General features: G+C 60.7%; 16 protein-coding genes. 3 read left to right on the top strand and 13 right to left on the bottom strand.

Annotated elements, in window-relative coordinates:
- Positions 1–32: 32 nt before the first annotated feature.
- From dxs to HF949_RS08280, 5 genes are all read right to left on the bottom strand, one after another.
- A complete protein-coding gene (gene dxs, locus HF949_RS08300; protein WP_292899802.1) occupies positions 33–1,949 on the bottom strand; it encodes a 1-deoxy-D-xylulose-5-phosphate synthase in 1,917 nt (638 codons plus the stop codon).
- 175 nt (positions 1,950–2,124) lie between these two features.
- Positions 2,125–2,376, bottom strand: a complete 252-nt coding sequence (locus tag HF949_RS08295) for an exodeoxyribonuclease VII small subunit (RefSeq protein ID WP_292899800.1) — start codon at positions 2,374–2,376, stop codon at positions 2,125–2,127.
- 3 nt (positions 2,377–2,379) lie between these two features.
- Positions 2,380–3,306, bottom strand: a complete 927-nt coding sequence (locus HF949_RS08290) for a histone deacetylase family protein (RefSeq protein ID WP_292900076.1) — start codon at positions 3,304–3,306, stop codon at positions 2,380–2,382.
- Between the two features lie 74 nt (positions 3,307–3,380).
- Positions 3,381–4,367 (bottom strand): hypothetical protein, encoded by a 987-nt coding sequence (locus HF949_RS08285; RefSeq protein ID WP_292899798.1) that lies wholly within the window; start codon positions 4,365–4,367, stop codon positions 3,381–3,383.
- A 59-nt stretch (positions 4,368–4,426) separates the two neighbouring features.
- On the bottom strand, positions 4,427–5,032 hold the full coding sequence (locus tag HF949_RS08280) for a TetR/AcrR family transcriptional regulator (protein ID WP_292899796.1): 606 nt from the start codon (positions 5,030–5,032) through the stop codon (positions 4,427–4,429).
- 119 nt (positions 5,033–5,151) lie between these two features.
- On the opposite strand from HF949_RS08280, the gene HF949_RS08275 reads away from it, so the two are divergent.
- Entirely contained in the window at positions 5,152–6,369 is a 1,218-nt protein-coding gene (locus HF949_RS08275; RefSeq protein WP_292899794.1) for an MFS transporter, read from the top strand.
- A 79-nt stretch (positions 6,370–6,448) separates the two neighbouring features.
- On the opposite strand, the gene ribB is transcribed toward HF949_RS08275, so the two are convergent.
- A complete protein-coding gene (ribB, locus tag HF949_RS08270; RefSeq protein ID WP_292899792.1) occupies positions 6,449–7,549 on the bottom strand; it encodes a 3,4-dihydroxy-2-butanone-4-phosphate synthase in 1,101 nt (366 codons plus the stop codon).
- A gap of 12 nt (positions 7,550–7,561) precedes the next feature.
- On the bottom strand, positions 7,562–8,662 hold the full coding sequence (gene aroC / locus HF949_RS08265) for a chorismate synthase (RefSeq protein ID WP_292899790.1): 1,101 nt from the start codon (positions 8,660–8,662) through the stop codon (positions 7,562–7,564).
- A 234-nt stretch (positions 8,663–8,896) separates the two neighbouring features.
- Between aroC and HF949_RS08260 the strand changes: the two genes are divergently transcribed.
- Positions 8,897–9,112 (top strand): DUF1344 domain-containing protein, encoded by a 216-nt coding sequence (locus HF949_RS08260; RefSeq protein WP_292899788.1) that lies wholly within the window; start codon positions 8,897–8,899, stop codon positions 9,110–9,112.
- A 2-nt stretch (positions 9,113–9,114) separates the two neighbouring features.
- On the opposite strand, the gene HF949_RS08255 is transcribed toward HF949_RS08260, so the two are convergent.
- The 4 genes from HF949_RS08255 to HF949_RS08240 all read right to left on the bottom strand — a co-directional run bounded on the left by HF949_RS08255 (position 9,115) and on the right by HF949_RS08240 (position 12,169).
- Positions 9,115–9,705, bottom strand: coding sequence for a histidine phosphatase family protein (locus HF949_RS08255; RefSeq protein WP_292899786.1), 591 nt, complete (start codon positions 9,703–9,705; stop codon positions 9,115–9,117).
- Positions 9,706–9,720: 15 nt separating this feature from the next.
- On the bottom strand, positions 9,721–10,539 hold the full coding sequence (fabI, locus tag HF949_RS08250; protein WP_292899784.1) for an enoyl-ACP reductase FabI: 819 nt from the start codon (positions 10,537–10,539) through the stop codon (positions 9,721–9,723).
- Positions 10,540–10,694: 155 nt separating this feature from the next.
- On the bottom strand, positions 10,695–11,636 hold the full coding sequence (locus tag HF949_RS08245) for a DnaJ C-terminal domain-containing protein (RefSeq protein ID WP_292899782.1): 942 nt from the start codon (positions 11,634–11,636) through the stop codon (positions 10,695–10,697).
- 119 nt (positions 11,637–11,755) lie between these two features.
- The gene (locus HF949_RS08240; protein ID WP_292899780.1) at positions 11,756–12,169 is read right to left on the bottom strand and encodes an RT0821/Lpp0805 family surface protein; all 414 of its coding nucleotides are present in this window, start codon (positions 12,167–12,169) and stop codon (positions 11,756–11,758) included.
- Between the two features lie 79 nt (positions 12,170–12,248).
- On the opposite strand from HF949_RS08240, the gene pdxH reads away from it, so the two are divergent.
- Positions 12,249–12,866 carry a pyridoxamine 5'-phosphate oxidase gene (pdxH, locus tag HF949_RS08235; protein ID WP_292899778.1) on the top strand — a complete coding sequence of 206 codons (618 nt, stop codon included), beginning with the start codon at positions 12,249–12,251 and terminating at the stop codon, positions 12,864–12,866.
- 23 nt (positions 12,867–12,889) lie between these two features.
- On the opposite strand, the gene HF949_RS08230 is transcribed toward pdxH, so the two are convergent.
- Entirely contained in the window at positions 12,890–13,636 is a 747-nt protein-coding gene (locus HF949_RS08230) for a crotonase/enoyl-CoA hydratase family protein (RefSeq protein ID WP_292899776.1), read from the bottom strand.
- Between the two features lie 10 nt (positions 13,637–13,646).
- Positions 13,647–15,419: an acyl-CoA dehydrogenase gene (locus tag HF949_RS08225; RefSeq protein WP_292899774.1), complete on the bottom strand. Its 1,773-nt coding sequence runs from the start codon at positions 15,417–15,419 to the stop codon at positions 13,647–13,649.
- Between the last annotated feature and the right edge of the window lie 131 nt (positions 15,420–15,550).

Raw genomic sequence — 15,550 nt, 5'->3', positions numbered from 1 at the left:
GATGGGTTTTCTGCGGAAGCGGTTGAACGCGGTCAGGCACGCGCTGCGCTTTCCGCACGCTGGCCCAAGGCCGCAAACACCGTGCGCACAATCGCGCCCGCATCGAGCCCGGCATCCTCCACCATGCGCTCGGGCTTTGCGTGGTTGACGAAACGGTCGGGCATGGCCATGGGCCGCACCTTCACGCCGCTTTCAAGCAGGCCCTCATGCGCCAGGAAATTGAGCACATGCGAGCCGAAGCCGCCAATCGCACCTTCTTCAATGGTGATCAGCACCTCGTGTTCCAGCGCCAGCCGCCTGATCAATTCCCGATCAAGCGGCTTTGCAAACCGCGCATCGGCAACCGTGGTCGAGAGCCCAGCCGCATCCAGTTCGTCGGCCGCTTTCAAACAGTCTTCCAGCCTGCTACCAAACGAGAGAAGCGCCACTTTGGAGCCTTCGCGCATCACCCGTCCCCTGCCGAGTTCCAGCACTTCGCCGCGTTCCGGCATCTCGATACCAACGCCATTGCCACGCGGATAGCGGAAGGCTATGGGGCCTTGATCGTGCTCGACGGCGGTGCGCACCATGTGCCGCAGCTCCGCCTCGTCGGCAGCCGCCATCACGACGAAATTCGGCAGGCTGGCCAGATAGGTGATGTCGAACGCGCCGCAATGGGTTGGGCCATCCGCGCCCACAAACCCCGCCCGGTCGATGGCAAAACGCACCGGCAGGTTCTGCAGTGCCACGTCATGCACCACCTGGTCATAGCCGCGCTGCAGAAAGGTCGAATAGATCGCCGCAAACGGGCGCAAGCCCTCGGTTGCGAGACCGGCAGCGAATGTAACCGCGTGCTGCTCGGCAATGCCCACATCGAAGGTCCGCTCCGGAAATTCCTTCTCGAACAGGTCGAGCCCGGTGCCCGAGGGCATGGCAGCCGTCACGGCGACGACCCGCTCGTCCTCGCGCGCTTCCTGGATGAGCGACTGGGCGAAAACCTTGGTGTAACTCGGCGCATTGGCAGGTGCCTTGGCCTGCGCGCCGGTGATGACGTCAAACTTGTTGACACCGTGATACTTGTCCGCCGCCGCCTCGGCTGGCGGATAGCCCTTGCCCTTTTTCGTCACCACATGGATGAGCACCGGTCCGGTGCCGTTATCGCGCACGTTTTTCAAAACCGGTACGAGATGTTTCAGATTGTGCCCGTCGATCGGGCCGATGTGAAAGAAGCCCAGCTCCTCGAACAGCGTCCCACCGGTAACATAGCCGCGCGCATGTTCCACCGCGCGCGTGATGGCGCGGTCGACCCCTTCTCCCAGATAGGATGTCAGCTTCTTGCCGAGATCGCGCACGCCCTGATAGGTGCGCCCCGAGGCGAGGCGGGCCAGATAGGCGCTCATCGCGCCCTGCGGCGGGGCAATCGACATGTCATTATCGTTCAGAATGACGATCAACCGCTCACCCAGCGCCCCCGCATTGTTCAACGCCTCGTAGGCCATGCCTGCAGACATGGCACCGTCGCCGATCACCGCGATGACATTACGCTTCTCGTCTTTCAGCCTGTGCGCAACAGCCATGCCGAGGCCAGCCGAAATGGAGGTGGACGAGTGGGCTGTGCCAAAGGGATCGTATTCGCTCTCCGAGCGCTTGGTGAAACCATAGAGCCCGCCCTCCTGGCGCAGCGTGCGGATGCGCTCGCGCCGCCCGGTCAATATCTTGTGCGGATAGGCCTGGTGGCCCACATCCCAGATCAGCCGGTCGCCGGGCGTGTCAAACACGTAGTGCAGCGCCACGGTCAGTTCGACCACGCCGAGCCCGGCACCAAGATGCCCACCGGTCTTCGAAACCGCATCGATCAGTTCCGCGCGCAATTCGTCTGCAAGCTGGGGGAGATCATCCTGCGAAAGACACTTCAGATCGGCGGGTGTGCCGACCGTATCAAGAAGGGGAGTGTCGGGCGGCGATTTCACGCACATCACCTCGGCTGTTTGCATCACTTCGACATAGGGCTTCGGCCACGCAAAGTAAACGCAATGCGATGAAACAGTACAGTTTCACCGGAACCTGATTTTCGGTCAGAGAATACAAAACAACCTCCGTACAAACAAATGTACAGAGGTTGCCTGTCTCGGGATTGTTTTGGTCTCAAGTCTCGTCGAGCGGCTCGCTGCCGACGGCTTGTCCCTCACGTGACAGGCGGATCTTTTCCACCTTGTCTTCTGCGGCCTTCAGGAGCTGGTCACAGTGCTTTTTCAGCGCCTCGCCCCGCTCGTAGATTTTGATCGACTGATCGAGGGGCACATCGCCGCGCTCGAGATCCTCAACGATCTTCTCCAGCGCCTCAAGTGCCTGCTCGAAGCTCATGCTCTTGATGTCGTTGTTGGCTTCTTCGGCCATCTCTCACCCCTTCAACAAACGGCCGACATGCGCAGCGACCGACACGGAAAGTCCCTGCAGGTCGTACCCACCTTCAAGCAGGCTGACAAGGCGCCCCTGTGACAAACGGTCGGCCCGTTCCATCAGCATGCCGGTCGCCCAGTCAAAATCCCCGGCTTCCAGATTCAGTTCCGCCAACGGATCGCGCCGGTGTGCGTCGAAACCGGCAGAAATGATGATCAGGTCCGGCGAAAACCGGTCGATCGCAGGTAATACCTTTTTGTCGAACGCCTCGCGAAACGCCGCAGAACCCGAACCGGCAGGCAGGGGCGCGTTGACGATGTTGCCGGCACCCGTCTCATGGGCTGCGCCCGTGCCCGGATAAAGCGGCATCTGATGCGTGGAGCAATAGAGTACGCTCGGATCATCCCAGAAAATGTCCTGCGTGCCATTGCCGTGATGCACGTCCCAGTCAACGATCGCGACGCGTTCTGCACCGTGTTTCTTCTGCGCGTGGCGAGCCGCGATGGCGGCATTGTTGAATAGACAAAACCCCATGGCACGGTTTTTCTCGGCATGATGTCCAGGCGGACGCCCCGCCACGAAGACATTGCCGGCCTCACCGGAAAACACATCATTCACACCGGCCAGAGCGCCGCCAATGGCCGTCAGGGCGGCCTCAAGGCTCTTCGGGCTCACGGTCGTGTCATCGTCAATCACGGCCAGGCCCTCTTCCGGAATGCTGGCTTTTACCCTTTCGAGATGCTCGGCCGGATGTGCCTGCAACACCGTCTCCTCATCGGCCAGCGGCGCTTCCAGCCGCTCGAGATAGGCGAATGGCTCGTCGTCCAGCCGGTCGACAATCGCCCGCAGGCGATCCGGCCGCTCGGGATGGCCGGGCGGCGTGAGGTGCTCACGACAGATCGGGTGTGTGTAAAAGCGGGTTTTCATCCGGCAAGTGTAGTGGCCAAACCATGGCTTGGCCATGACGGGTTTCCCGGCTTTGCCCGCATGTCAACAGGCTTTCACCCGCCGGGTTTTGCAGGGGCTGCACCGGAGCGAACACCCACCGTCTCCAATGCCCGTTCCTTCAGTTCGCGGAACTGCCTGGATGCGCTGCTCAACCGCTCGTCCCATTCGCGGTTGGGGGTCTGTCCTTCGATGGCCCTGAAATAGACCGACATGAGCGCGGCAATGGCAAAAGGTTCGATGAGCGCAGCTTTCACGGCCCAGGCAAACACTATGGCCAGCACAAAGGCCCAGCCCGCCAGTTGCCCCGGCATGGCATAGAGGATCGCCCCGGCCGGGGCCAGCATGACAAGGAACACGGCAAAGGTCAGAAGCCACATAAAGAGCGCCAGCCAGATGGCATTCTTGAGCATGGTCTTGCCATTCTGGGCATAGAGCACCACGCCCTGCCGAGCAGTCTCGAACGGCGTGCTTGAACCGATGCGGATGTTATAGCCGAGAATGATCTCGTCCACATAAGTAAGCGCAATGCGGATCACCGTGTTGACGAAACGCACCAGCGTATCGAGGCCCGGAATAGGAAGAAAGCCGGCTATGCCGCCCAGAAGTCCGGTCAGAACGCGAATCACGCCTTTTACGAGCTGGTCGAGAACGAAAAGAACGTTCGCCTCGGCAAAACGTGCCGTCACTTCCTGCCGTGCATAGGCGATCTGGTTTTTGCCGTCAGGCACATCGCGCCCGTCGATCAGATGCACCATCACCGCGATGTGGCCCGCCTTGACGATGTAGAGGATGTACTCGCGAATCCAGTAGACGATTGCGGAAACCAGTCCGAAACCGACAATTCCGCCCCAAAGCGCAAATGTGCCGGGGCCACCGGGGTCGGTGGAAACATGGCCTACACCATAACCCACGCCCGCCCCTGTTCCGGTGGCAAAGATATAGGCGACGGTAATTCCGAAATAGACCAGCATGCGCAGTACGATGAAGGGCCATGTCCGGCCCATGATCGCCAGCGTCCTGCCAATATCGAAATCCCACATGAAACAGCCCCAAACCGCCCCCGCCAATTGGCGAAATCATGACCGATGACGCCGGATTGTCAACCTGGAGTAGGCGCCGCGTTGCGAAGGCCATCAAGCAGCCGCTTGAATGCAGATACAGCTCGTTGCGACGTCTCCTCGGGGTCATCCGAATTGGCAATCCATAACGAGGCGTGCAGACTGGCCCCGCTTACAAGACGAGCCATCGCTTCGGGGTCGGCGACATCCGCACGCCCTTCCGCCACCAGTCTTTGAAGGCTGGCCGTCAGTGAGCGTATACAGGATGGCTGATTGGGCCAGTTGAACGGATCGCCAAGGACCGAGGGGCCGTCGAGCAGCATGATGCGCTGGATCTCCGGCTCGAGAGCCATCTCGATGTAAGCAACGCATTCGTTCACGAAGCCCTGCCAGGGATCGCGGGCGCTCCGTGAAACGCCTTTGAGCCTTTCGGTCATCTCCCCGTCGATCTGCATGATGACCGCTTCGAACAGTCCCTCCTTGCCGCCGAAATGGTGATAGAGCGCGCCGCGCGTCAGGCCTGCGCCTGCGGTAAAGTCATCCATTGAAGCATTCGCATAGCCAACCCTGCCGAAGGCATCCCGCGCTGCGGCCACCAGTTTTGCTCTGGTTTCGGCAATCATTTCACTGCGCGGCTTATGCACCATTCAACTCTCCATTCACATACGCGACGTATATCAATTGACATACGAGACGTATGTCATTATCTGATCCACATACGCTGCGTATGTAAAACACCCCTGCTTCTGCATCAAGGATCATTCCAATGGCCAACCCCTATCGCCAGATTTTCAAGGCACCGGGCTCCAAAGGCTTCGCCGCAGCCGGTTTCTTCGCCCGATTGCCTATTGCCATGGCCCCCATCGGCATTGTCGCCATGCTATCACAGACCCACGGTGAGTATTGGCTCGCCGGCGCTGTCTCGGCCACCTTTGCCCTAACCAACGCCTTCGTTGCCCCGCAAATTTCGCGCCTCGTGGACCGGCGTGGCCAAAGTGCCATACTGACGCCTTTCACTGCCATCTCCGTGATCGCTTTTTTCCTGCTCATTACGGCAGCAAACCGTGACTGGCCGTTGTGGACACTGTTTGTTGCCGCCCTCGCCGCAGCCACCATGCCCAGCATCCCGGCAATGGTGCGATCGAGATGGACCGAGATCTTTCACGACAGGCCCGAACTCAACACGGCCTTCGCTTTCGAATCTGTCGCCGACGAGCTGGTCTATATCGCCGGCGCTTCGCTTTCGGTGGGATTGAGCGTCTCGCTCTTTCCGGAAGCCGGCATGTTGGCCAGTACGCTCTTTCTGGCTTTCGGAACTGCGGCTTTCGTGTTGCAGCGCTCGACCGAACCCGGCATACGTCCTGCCGAAGATGGGCCGTCGCACTCCGCGATCCGCCTGCGTTCGGTGCAGATCGTCACACTTGCCCTGATCTTCGTCGGTGCCATCTTCGCCACCGCCGAAGTCAGTTCCGTGGCCATCACCAAGGCTCTTGGCCAGCCGGGTGCCGCCAGTCTTGTCATCGGTGTCTACGCCGTGGGCTCATTCCTGATTGGTATCGTCATCGGCGCAATCAACCTCAAAATGCCCCTGCAACGTCAGCTCGCCATCGCAGTGGCCGTGATCGCGTTCACCACGGTTCCGCTTCTCTTCGCCAACACCGTTGCCTTGCTCGCGCTGGCCGTCTTTGTCAGCGGCCTTGCCGTCTCGCCAACATTCATCACCGCATTCGGCGTGATCGAGCGCCGTGTGTCCCCGGCCATGCTGACAGAGGGTATCACCTGGGTTATGACCGGCATCGGGATCGGCATGGCGCTGGGTTCGTTCGTCGCCGGCTGGGTGATCGATGCATTCGGGCCGCAGAACGGTTTCTGGGTTTCGGTCGCAGCGGGCTTTTCCGCCCTGTTGACGGTGCTGGTCGGTCAAAAAAGCCTTGCGGGCGAACGCCGCGCGGCAGCCGGTGCGACATTCCAGCCGGCGGAATAGTGCCGCCAGACTTTATCCAGACTTTACCCTGAATTTATACTGAGACAGGCTCGGACAAGTCGGGCCTGTCTCACAGGGTTCAAACGATATCGGTCGAGGCGATTTCGATGCCGAAGCCCTCAAGCCCCACATAGTGACGCTCACGCGAGGCCATCAGTTTGATGGAAGAGATGCCGAGATCCCTGAGAATTTGTGCGCCAAGACCGATTTCGCGCCATTCACTCTCACGCCGCAACGCTTCGTCATGGTCCTCACGGTCGCTTCCCGCTGGACGGCGACGGTTTTCATGGGCGACACCCAGCGAGCCCTCACGCAGATAGACAAGAACGCCGCGGCCGAGCCGCGCCATGCGTTCCATGGCTTCGCGCAGCCGCTCTTCCCTGCCAAAAACATCCGTCACCACATCCTCGGTGTGGAGCCTGACGGGAATATCCACCCCGTCCCGGATGTCGCCAAAAACAATTGCGACGTGCTGCATCGCTTCCCAGGGAAGCGTGTAGGCATGCGCCTTTGCCGGGCCGCTCGGTGTGTCGATGTCGAAGCTCGCCACGCGCTCCACCAGCGTTTCCTGTCGCTGGCGATAGGCGATGAGATCCGCAACCGAAACCTGCAGGAGCCCGTGCTGCTCGGCAAATGCCGAAACCTGCGGTCCGCGCATCACCGTGCCGTCATCATTCACCAGCTCGCAGATGACCCCGATGGGCGGCAGTCCGGCGAGCTTGCACAGATCGACAGCAGCCTCCGTATGGCCCGAGCGCATCAGCACACCACCCTCACGTGCGACCAGCGGGAAGATGTGTCCGGGGCGCACGAAATCGCCCGCTCCGACATTGGGGTTTGCCAGATTGCGGACGGTCAGCGTTCGATCTTCAGCAGAAATCCCCGTCGTGGTGCCATGCTTGAAATCGACACTCACCGTGAAAGCGGTTGAATGCGGGGCGTCATTCTCGGCAACCATCGGTGCAAGGTTCAGCCGCTTTGCTTCGCCGTGGGGCATCGGCGCGCAGACAATGCCGGATGTATGGCGCACGATGAAGGCCATCTTCTCGGGTGTGCAATGCACTGCCGCAACGATGATGTCGCCCTCGTTCTCGCGACCATCGTCGTCCATGACGACAACCATCTCGCCCTTTTCAAAGGCACGAAGGGCTTCGACGACCTTCTTCTGATCATAGGGCATCAGCAAACTCCGTCAGATGCGGCCGGTCTGGCCACGATGGCGCAGATAATGATCGGCAATGGCGCAGGCAACCATCGCTTCGGCAATAGGCACGGCACGAATGCCCACACACGGATCATGCCTGCCCTTGGTCATAACATCGACTTCATTGCCATCCCTGTCGATGCTCTGACGCGGAGTCAGGATCGACGAGGTAGGCTTGACGGCAAAGCGCGCCACGATGGGCTCACCGGTGGAGATGCCCCCCAGGATGCCGCCTGCATTGTTGCTCAGAAAACGCGGCGTGCCGTCATTTCCCATGCGCATCTCGTCAGCGTTTTCCTCGCCCGTAATGCGTGCCGCCTCAAAACCATTGCCGATCTCCACGCCCTTCACGGCGTTGATCGACATCAGATTGGCGCAGATATCCTGGTCGAGCTTGGCATAGACCGGCGCGCCGAGCCCCGCCGGAACACCCTCGGCCACGACCTCGATGACCGCCCCCACCGAAGAGCCCGCCTTGCGGATGCCATCGAGATATTCTGTGAAGATTGCAATGGAACCAGGATCCGGCGTGAAGAACGGGTTCTCCGCATCGCCGATGAAATCCCAGTTCCAGTTCGCCCTGTCGATTTCCTTCTCGCCCATGGCGACCAGAGCAGCACGCACCGTCATCCCCGGCACCACCTTGCGCGCCAGCGCGCCGGCAGCGACCCGGGTTGCCGTTTCGCGCGCGGATGACCGCCCGCCCCCGCGATAGTCGCGCAGGCCATATTTGGTCTCGTAGGTGTAGTCTGCGTGGCCAGGCCGGAAACGCTTCGCGATCTCGCCATAATCCTTTGAGCGTTGGTCGACATTCTCAATCAGCATGGAGACCGGAGTTCCGGTGGTGATCAGCGTTGCGCCATCTTCCTCCGGCAGCACGCCCGAAAGAATCTTCACCGCGTCCGGCTCGCGCCGCTGGGTAACGAAGCGCGACTGGCCGGGCCGCCTTCTGTCCAGTTCGGCCTGGATGTCGGCCTGAGTGAAACGAATACCGGGCGGGCACCCATCAACCACACAGCCGATAGCCGGTCCGTGGCTTTCGCCCCAGGTGGTGACACGAAACAGGTGGCCGAAAGTGTTGTGAGACATGAATGTGGGCTTCCAGAGATCCAGACATGGCGGCCATCGGGCTCAAGCCGCCAGCCGCTCGCACCGCTTCTATTGGCGTTTGCGGACACCGTCAAACCGCATTGCCAATCGCACCAGTTTTGACACATTTATATGGTTAGAAAAATTCAGTGTCTGCGTCATGGACAATTGATGCCCACATTGAAACCCAAGAGGTACTGAATGCGCATTTTCGCTGCTGTTGGGGGCTTACTGATGCTTGTATCCGCGGCCTTTGCCCTGGATACCGAGGGAAGAATCACGAATGTCGACCCCGAGAAGCTGACCATTACGCTTGAGAACGGAGAGACATACAGACTCCCCGGCGAGATGGACGTTTCAGCCATCGAAACCGGGATGACTGTCATCCTTGCCTATCGTGAGGTGGAAAACGGGGTGAGACAGATCACCGACATGCTTCTGCCCGATTAAGCTCAGAACCAGTCTGCCGAACCGCTCTGGAACCTAAGAATTTTGTCCTGAGGGATGGCAAGGGCTGCCGCCTCATCGCTTGATGCGTTTCCGGTCAGATAAAGAAGCGAGCGAATGACCCCGCCATGGGTCACACAGATCGTCGGTTCCCGAACTTCATCAAGCCAGGGTTTGATGCGCTCTGCGAGTTTCTCATAGCTTTCGGCCGCGTCGCCAGGCGGCACGAAACCCCATTTGTCTTCTGAACGACCGGCCGTGCATCCCGGGTTGGCCGCTTCAAGCTCGGCATAGGTAAAACCCTGCCAGTCGCCGAAGTTCAGTTCCATCAGGCGCGCATCCGTGCGATAGCCCTCGCGCGGCAAACCAAGCCCGGCACGCACACGCTCCATGGTTTCGCGCGTGCGCCGCAATGGACTGGCAACAAAATCAAAGCCACCCGCATCGTGATTGAGCAGATCGGCAAGACGGATGCCGTTGCGGTCAGCCTGAACCTGGCCCACCGCATTGATATCTGTATCGGCCTGCCCCTGGAGACGCTCTTCGGCGTTCCACGCGGTCTGACCATGGCGAATGACATACAATAATGGAAGCACGACGCGCCTTCGTACCTACTCCGTCACCACGGAGATATCCGGAGCGTCGACCGCCTTCATGCCGACAACATGATAGCCTGAATCCACATGCAGTATTTCGCCGGTCACGCCACGCGAGAGATGCGAGAGCATGTAAAGTGCCGAATCGCCCACTTCGTCGGTGGTAACAACACGTTTCAACGGCGAGTTGTACTCGTTCCAGCGCAGGATATAGCGGAAATCGCCAATGCCCGAGGCGGCCAGCGTCTTGATGGGACCTGCCGAAATGGCGTTGACGCGGATGTTGTTGCCTCCCATGTCGACTGCCAGGTAGCGCACGCTTGCCTCAAGCGCGGCCTTGGCGACACCCATGACATTGTAGTGCGGCATCACCTTCTCGGCGCCGTAATAGGTCAGTGTGAGGATCGACCCACCGTCGCTCATCAGCGGCTCGGCGCGCTTGGCAAGCGCCGTCAGTGAGTAAACCGAGATATCCATGCTGCGCAGGAAGTTTTCGCGGCTCGTGTCGACATAGCGGCCAGTCAGTTCGTCCTTGTCGGAGAAGGCGACTGCGTGGACGAGAAAATCGAGCCTGCCCCAATCCTTCTCAAGCTTTGCGAACACTGCATCGACGCTGTCCATATCCGTCACGTCGCAATGACCGGCGACAATCGCGCCCAGTTCTGCGGCAAGCGGCTCAACCCGCTTCTTCAGCGCATCTCCCTGATAGGTCAGCGCCAATTCAGCACCGGCATTGGCACATGCTTTCGCGATACCCCACGCGATCGAGCGATTGTTGGCGACCCCCAGAATGAGCCCGCGCTTTCCGGCCATCAGGCCATTGCCATTTGTCATGGAATGGTTCTCCGAATTCAATTGCCGAAGCGTCTTGCTTTCACCTGAAGGCGCGGCGCTTCATCATCCTGTGTTCATCACCCGCACTTGTCCGCGATTCTCCGACGGCGCAATGCGATAAGCCGGCAGCCCTATCGCACAGCGCGGCCAAGGCATCAAGCGGATTGGCGGAACAAAGCCTCCAGAGCAGGGTCCCCACCTTCCGGCAGCACGATCTGGATGTGGGCATAAAGATCGCCATTGCCCTCGGTCTTGCGCGGCAGGCCGCGTCCCTTCAGACGCATTGTCTTGCCCGAACTGGTCCAGGCCGGGATCGTCAGGGCCAGTTTGCCGGTCGGTGTTTCAACCGGAACCTTGGCTCCCAGAACCGCATCGCGCAGGCTTACCGGCAGATCCACATGGAGATCACGCCCTTCAACCCGATAGCGCGGATGGGGCCGGAACCGCAGTTTGACCAGTGCATCGCCCCGTTCGCCGAACGGCGTTTCCTCACCCTGTCCCTTGAGACGGATGGTCTGACCATCCTCCACATAACGCGGAAGTTTCACCGCAATGCGCCGACCGCCAGGGAAGATCGCCGTCACCTTCTCCGCCTTCGCCACATCCTCGATGTCCACATCGAGCGTCGCGTTCAGATCGCCCATGCCACTGGGGCGACCGCCAGCTCCCCCACGGCGCCCGCGTCCGCTGCCGGCCTGTGAGAACGCATCACCAAAAATCTGGCTGAAAATATCCGCGCCGCCGAAGCCTGCGCCATCGGCACCGCCGCTTCTGAACTCAAAATGCTGCGCACCCGGCCCACCCCGCGCGGAACGGCGAAAACCCGCAAACGGATCGCCACCGGCTCCGGCACCTTCGAAACCCGCAAAGCGGGGTTTGCCTTCGGCATCGATCTCGCCACGGTCGAATGCGCGACGCTGCTTCTCGTCACCCAGAACTTCATAGGCCTGACCGATCTCCGCGAAGCGCTCCTTGGCCTTCGGGTCGTCCGGTTTCTGGTCCGGGTGATACTGCTTCGCCAGCTTCCGGTAAGCCGATTTTATATCCTTGGACGAGGCGTTCCTGGCCACGCCCAAAACGTCATATGGATTGCGCATGTGCAACTCTGTCTTTGGTCGTCACCCATTATAGGGCAAAACGCTCGTGAATTGGGGATGTCGCCTTCTATATGCGATCGGCTAGGAAGAAATTCCAGACCCTGCTCAAGTTTGGCCCGTCAAACCGCCTCGAAAGCCTGAATCTGCCATCCGAATTCGGGGCTTGGGCAAGCCGTGCCGCGATAGAGGCTGATTCCATCAAAACTTTCGCGTGTGGTCACAAAACTCCGGCACGTTCCGTCATCATAAATATGAGAGATAACACCGCGAACACCATTGTCCTCATCCGTCCATGAGAGCGGCAGCGCACCATCCAGCCCCTCTCCCATCTCCGCCACCATTGCATGAAGCATCGCTTCCGTTCCGGCTGGCAGCATTGGGGACTGAGACGTCTCCGCGGCAGGGTTAATCGAACCGGTTACGATGGAAGGATCGATATCCGGCTGTTCAAGATCGAGTGCTGATACGCTACAGCCGGCCAGAGTGATAAGGACAACCGGGACGGAGAGGCGCCGAAAAAGACGCAGACCCAAGGCCACACCCCGAACTGGCGCTTGCGTTGCCCCCGACAATCGGCATTCTCCCCGTAGAATAAGCGAACAGGCAGCCAGTATGATTGACGAGACGTTAAAATCCGGTGACTTCACGGAGCGCGACGAGCCCTTCCGGCTCTTTGCCGAATGGCTGGACGACGCCACCAGGTCCGAGCCCAACGATCCCAATGCGCTGGCTCTCGCCACCGTCGATCCCGATGGAATGCCCAATGTGCGCATGGTTCTTCTGAAGGGCTTCGATGAGCGCGGCTTTGTGTTTTACACAAACTTCGAAAGCGCCAAGGGGCAGGAAGTCCTGAGCGCGAAGAAAGCCGCCATGTGTTTTCACTGGAAGAGCCTGCGCCGACAGGTGCGCATTCGTGGCCCGGTCGAAGTTGTAAGCGATGAAGAGGCCGACGAATATTACGCCTCGCGCCCGCGCGGCAGCCGCATCGGTGCCTGGGCCTCAAAGCAGTCGCGCCCGCTTGAAAGCCGCTTCGCGCTGGAAAAGGCCGTCGCTGAATACACGGCGAAATTCGCCGTCGGCACCATTCCACGCCCTTCGCATTGGTCGGGCTTCCGCATCGTTCCGCAATCCATCGAATTCTGGCACGACCGCCCCTTCCGCCTGCACGACCGCGTGGTTTTCACCCGCGACGAAAAGGGCGACTGGCAGACCGAACGGCTCTATCCGTAACTTCGAACCAGGCCAGGCCCACCCTATTTACGGCTCATGAAAGCCATGAAGGCAGCCCGCGCTTCATCAGATTTCAGACGGGCGCGAAAATGCTCGCCCTCTTCGCGAATGCGCGCGACAACATCGTCGCGCGGCCCGCGCAACAGATTGCGGGCAATGCGCAAAGCCTCGGGCGGTTTTGCGGCGAGCGCTTCCGCCGCCTTGAAGACCGCACTCTCCAGCTCTCCCTCATCCACCACGCGGTGGATCAGCCCCGCCGCGCGCGCGTCCTCCGCCGGCAGCCCCTCGGCCAGCGCCAGCATGGCAAAGGCGCGCTGATGCCCCATGATTGCCGGCCCAAGCAGGCTCGACCCCGCCTCCGGCACGAGACCCAGATCCACAAACGGCGTTGAAAACACCGTTTTCGGGGTGGCGAAAGTCAGGTCGCAATGCATGTGGATCGTCGTGCCGATCCCCACCGCAATACCGTCCACGCCCGAGACGAGCGGCTTCTCCGCCCCGGCCAGCGCCAGAAGAAAATCATAGACCTCCTCACCGCCTTCGCCACCGGCGGCCACCGCCATGAAATCGGCAAGATCGTTGCCCGCCGAAAACGCGCCGGGCTGCCCCAGAAGCACATGGCAGCGCACCGCTTCATCCGCATCTCCGGCCTGCAGCGCCCCGGCCATCGCCGCATACATGGCGCGCGTGATGGCATTCTTCTTTTCCGGGCGGTTCAGCCGGATCACCTGTACGGCACCGCGCCGCTCAATGAGAACATGCTCGCTCATGACTGTCTCCTCAGGCCGAAAGAAGGGCGTCGGCCGCCGCATCGAGGCTCGCCGCCCCCTCCGTCACCCTCTGTCTTAGTGCACCCGTCTCACCAAGCAGATTCTCCGCCATGAAACGCACCAGCGCTGCATGGCCGGGGTTTTCGTTGCCGGCGACAGCACGCGCATTGAACGCGACACCGATGACAAGCGAAAAGAGCCGCAGATAGGGCGTAGCACCCGCCAGCGCCTCGTTCACCCGACCATTGGAAAGCGCGTCGGTCGTGAAGTCGGTCGCCGCTTCGAGATCATCGAGCGCCGTAGCCAGCATCTCACCGGTCTTGCCAAGAGCGGATGTCGCATGAGCCGCCTTCTGATCGGCCCGCAACTCGTCAATCAGAGCCGCCACCGCCTCGCCGCCCTGCAGCGGCAGTTTTCGCATGACGAGATCGATCGCCTGAATGCCGTTGGTGCCCTCATAGATCGGCGCGATCCGCGCATCCCGGTAGAGTGCAGCAGCCCCCGTCTCTTCCACATAGCCCATGCCGCCGTGAACCTGCAGGCCAAGCGAGGCGACCTCCACGCCCACATCGGTGGAAAAGGCCTTCGCCATGGGGGTCAGAATATCCGCGCGCGCCTGCCAGGCTTTCGCCTCGCTGCCCTCGCCAAGCCGAGCCCGGTCGATCGCATAGGCGCAGGCATAGGTGATCGCGCGCGCCATCTGGGTCTGAGCCTTCATGGTCAAAAGCGTGCGCTTGATGTCGGGATGCTCGACAATCGGGCTCATTCCGCCATCCTTGGGCGCACCGGCGGCGCGGCCCTGCCGGCGTTCCTGCGCATAGGCAAGTGCCTTCTGCGTTGCCGCCTCGGCAATCCCAACGCCCTGCATACCGACGGCCAGACGTGCATTGTTCATCATGGTGAACATGCAGGCGAGCCCCCGGTTTTCCTCGCCGATCAGCCAGCCGACAGCGCCCGGCGTCTCGCCGAATTTTCCGTCGCCATAGATCATGGTGCAGGTGGGCGAGGCATGAATGCCCAGCTTGTGCTCCATGGAAGCGCAGAAGACATCGTTGCGCGCACCCAACGATCCGTCGTCATTGACGAAAAACTTTGGCACGAGAAACAGCGAAATGCCCTTCGTTCCCGCCGGCGCATCCGGCAGCCTTGCCAGCACCAGATGCACGATGTTGTCGGTGAAATCGTGCTCGCCATAGGTGATGAAGATCTTTTGTCCGAAGATGCGATAGGTGCCGTCGCCCACCGGTTCCGCGCGCGCCTTGAGCGCATTGAGATCGGACCCGGCCTGCGGCTCCGTCAGGTTCATCGTGCCCATCCATTCGCCCGAGACGAGCTTTTCCAGATAGGTCTTCTGCAGTTCCGGCGTCGCGTGCTTTTCCAGCGCCTCGATGGCGCCAACCGTCAGTGTCGGACCGATTGCAAAAGCCATGGAGCCAGAATTCCACATCTCGATGGCCGCAACAGAGAGCAGCGTTGGCAGCCCCTGCCCGCCGAATGCCTCAGGGGCTGAAAGGCCGTTCCATCCGCCCTTGCACCAGCGCCGGTAGAGATCGGCCCAGCCCGGCGGCGTGGTGACCGTACCGTCTTTCAGAACCGCACCCTTTTCGTCGCCCACTTTCGCAAGCGGCGCGATTTCTTCTGCCGCAAAGCGCCCGGCCTCGCCTACAATCGCATCGACCAGATCTTCGGAAAGGTCGCCAAACCGGCCGGCATCCAGATCAGCGGCAAACCCGGTGACATGTTTCAGGGTGAAGGCGATTTCGTCGACCGGGGCTCGATACATGCTGCAATCCTCCTGATGTCCCGCCTGCGCCTGGAAATGCGGCGCGCGCCAAACTGTCCAGCGTGCGCCCGGCACCAAAATCTAGCCGCTCGACCACACCCCCGCCATCATACCTTGGCGCAAGATTGCTA

Origin of the sequence: Nitratireductor sp., from assembly GCF_017794765.1 — a bacterium.
GTDB lineage: Bacteria > Pseudomonadota > Alphaproteobacteria > Rhizobiales > Rhizobiaceae > Nitratireductor.
This window is presented reverse-complemented; position numbering and strand designations above follow the sequence as displayed.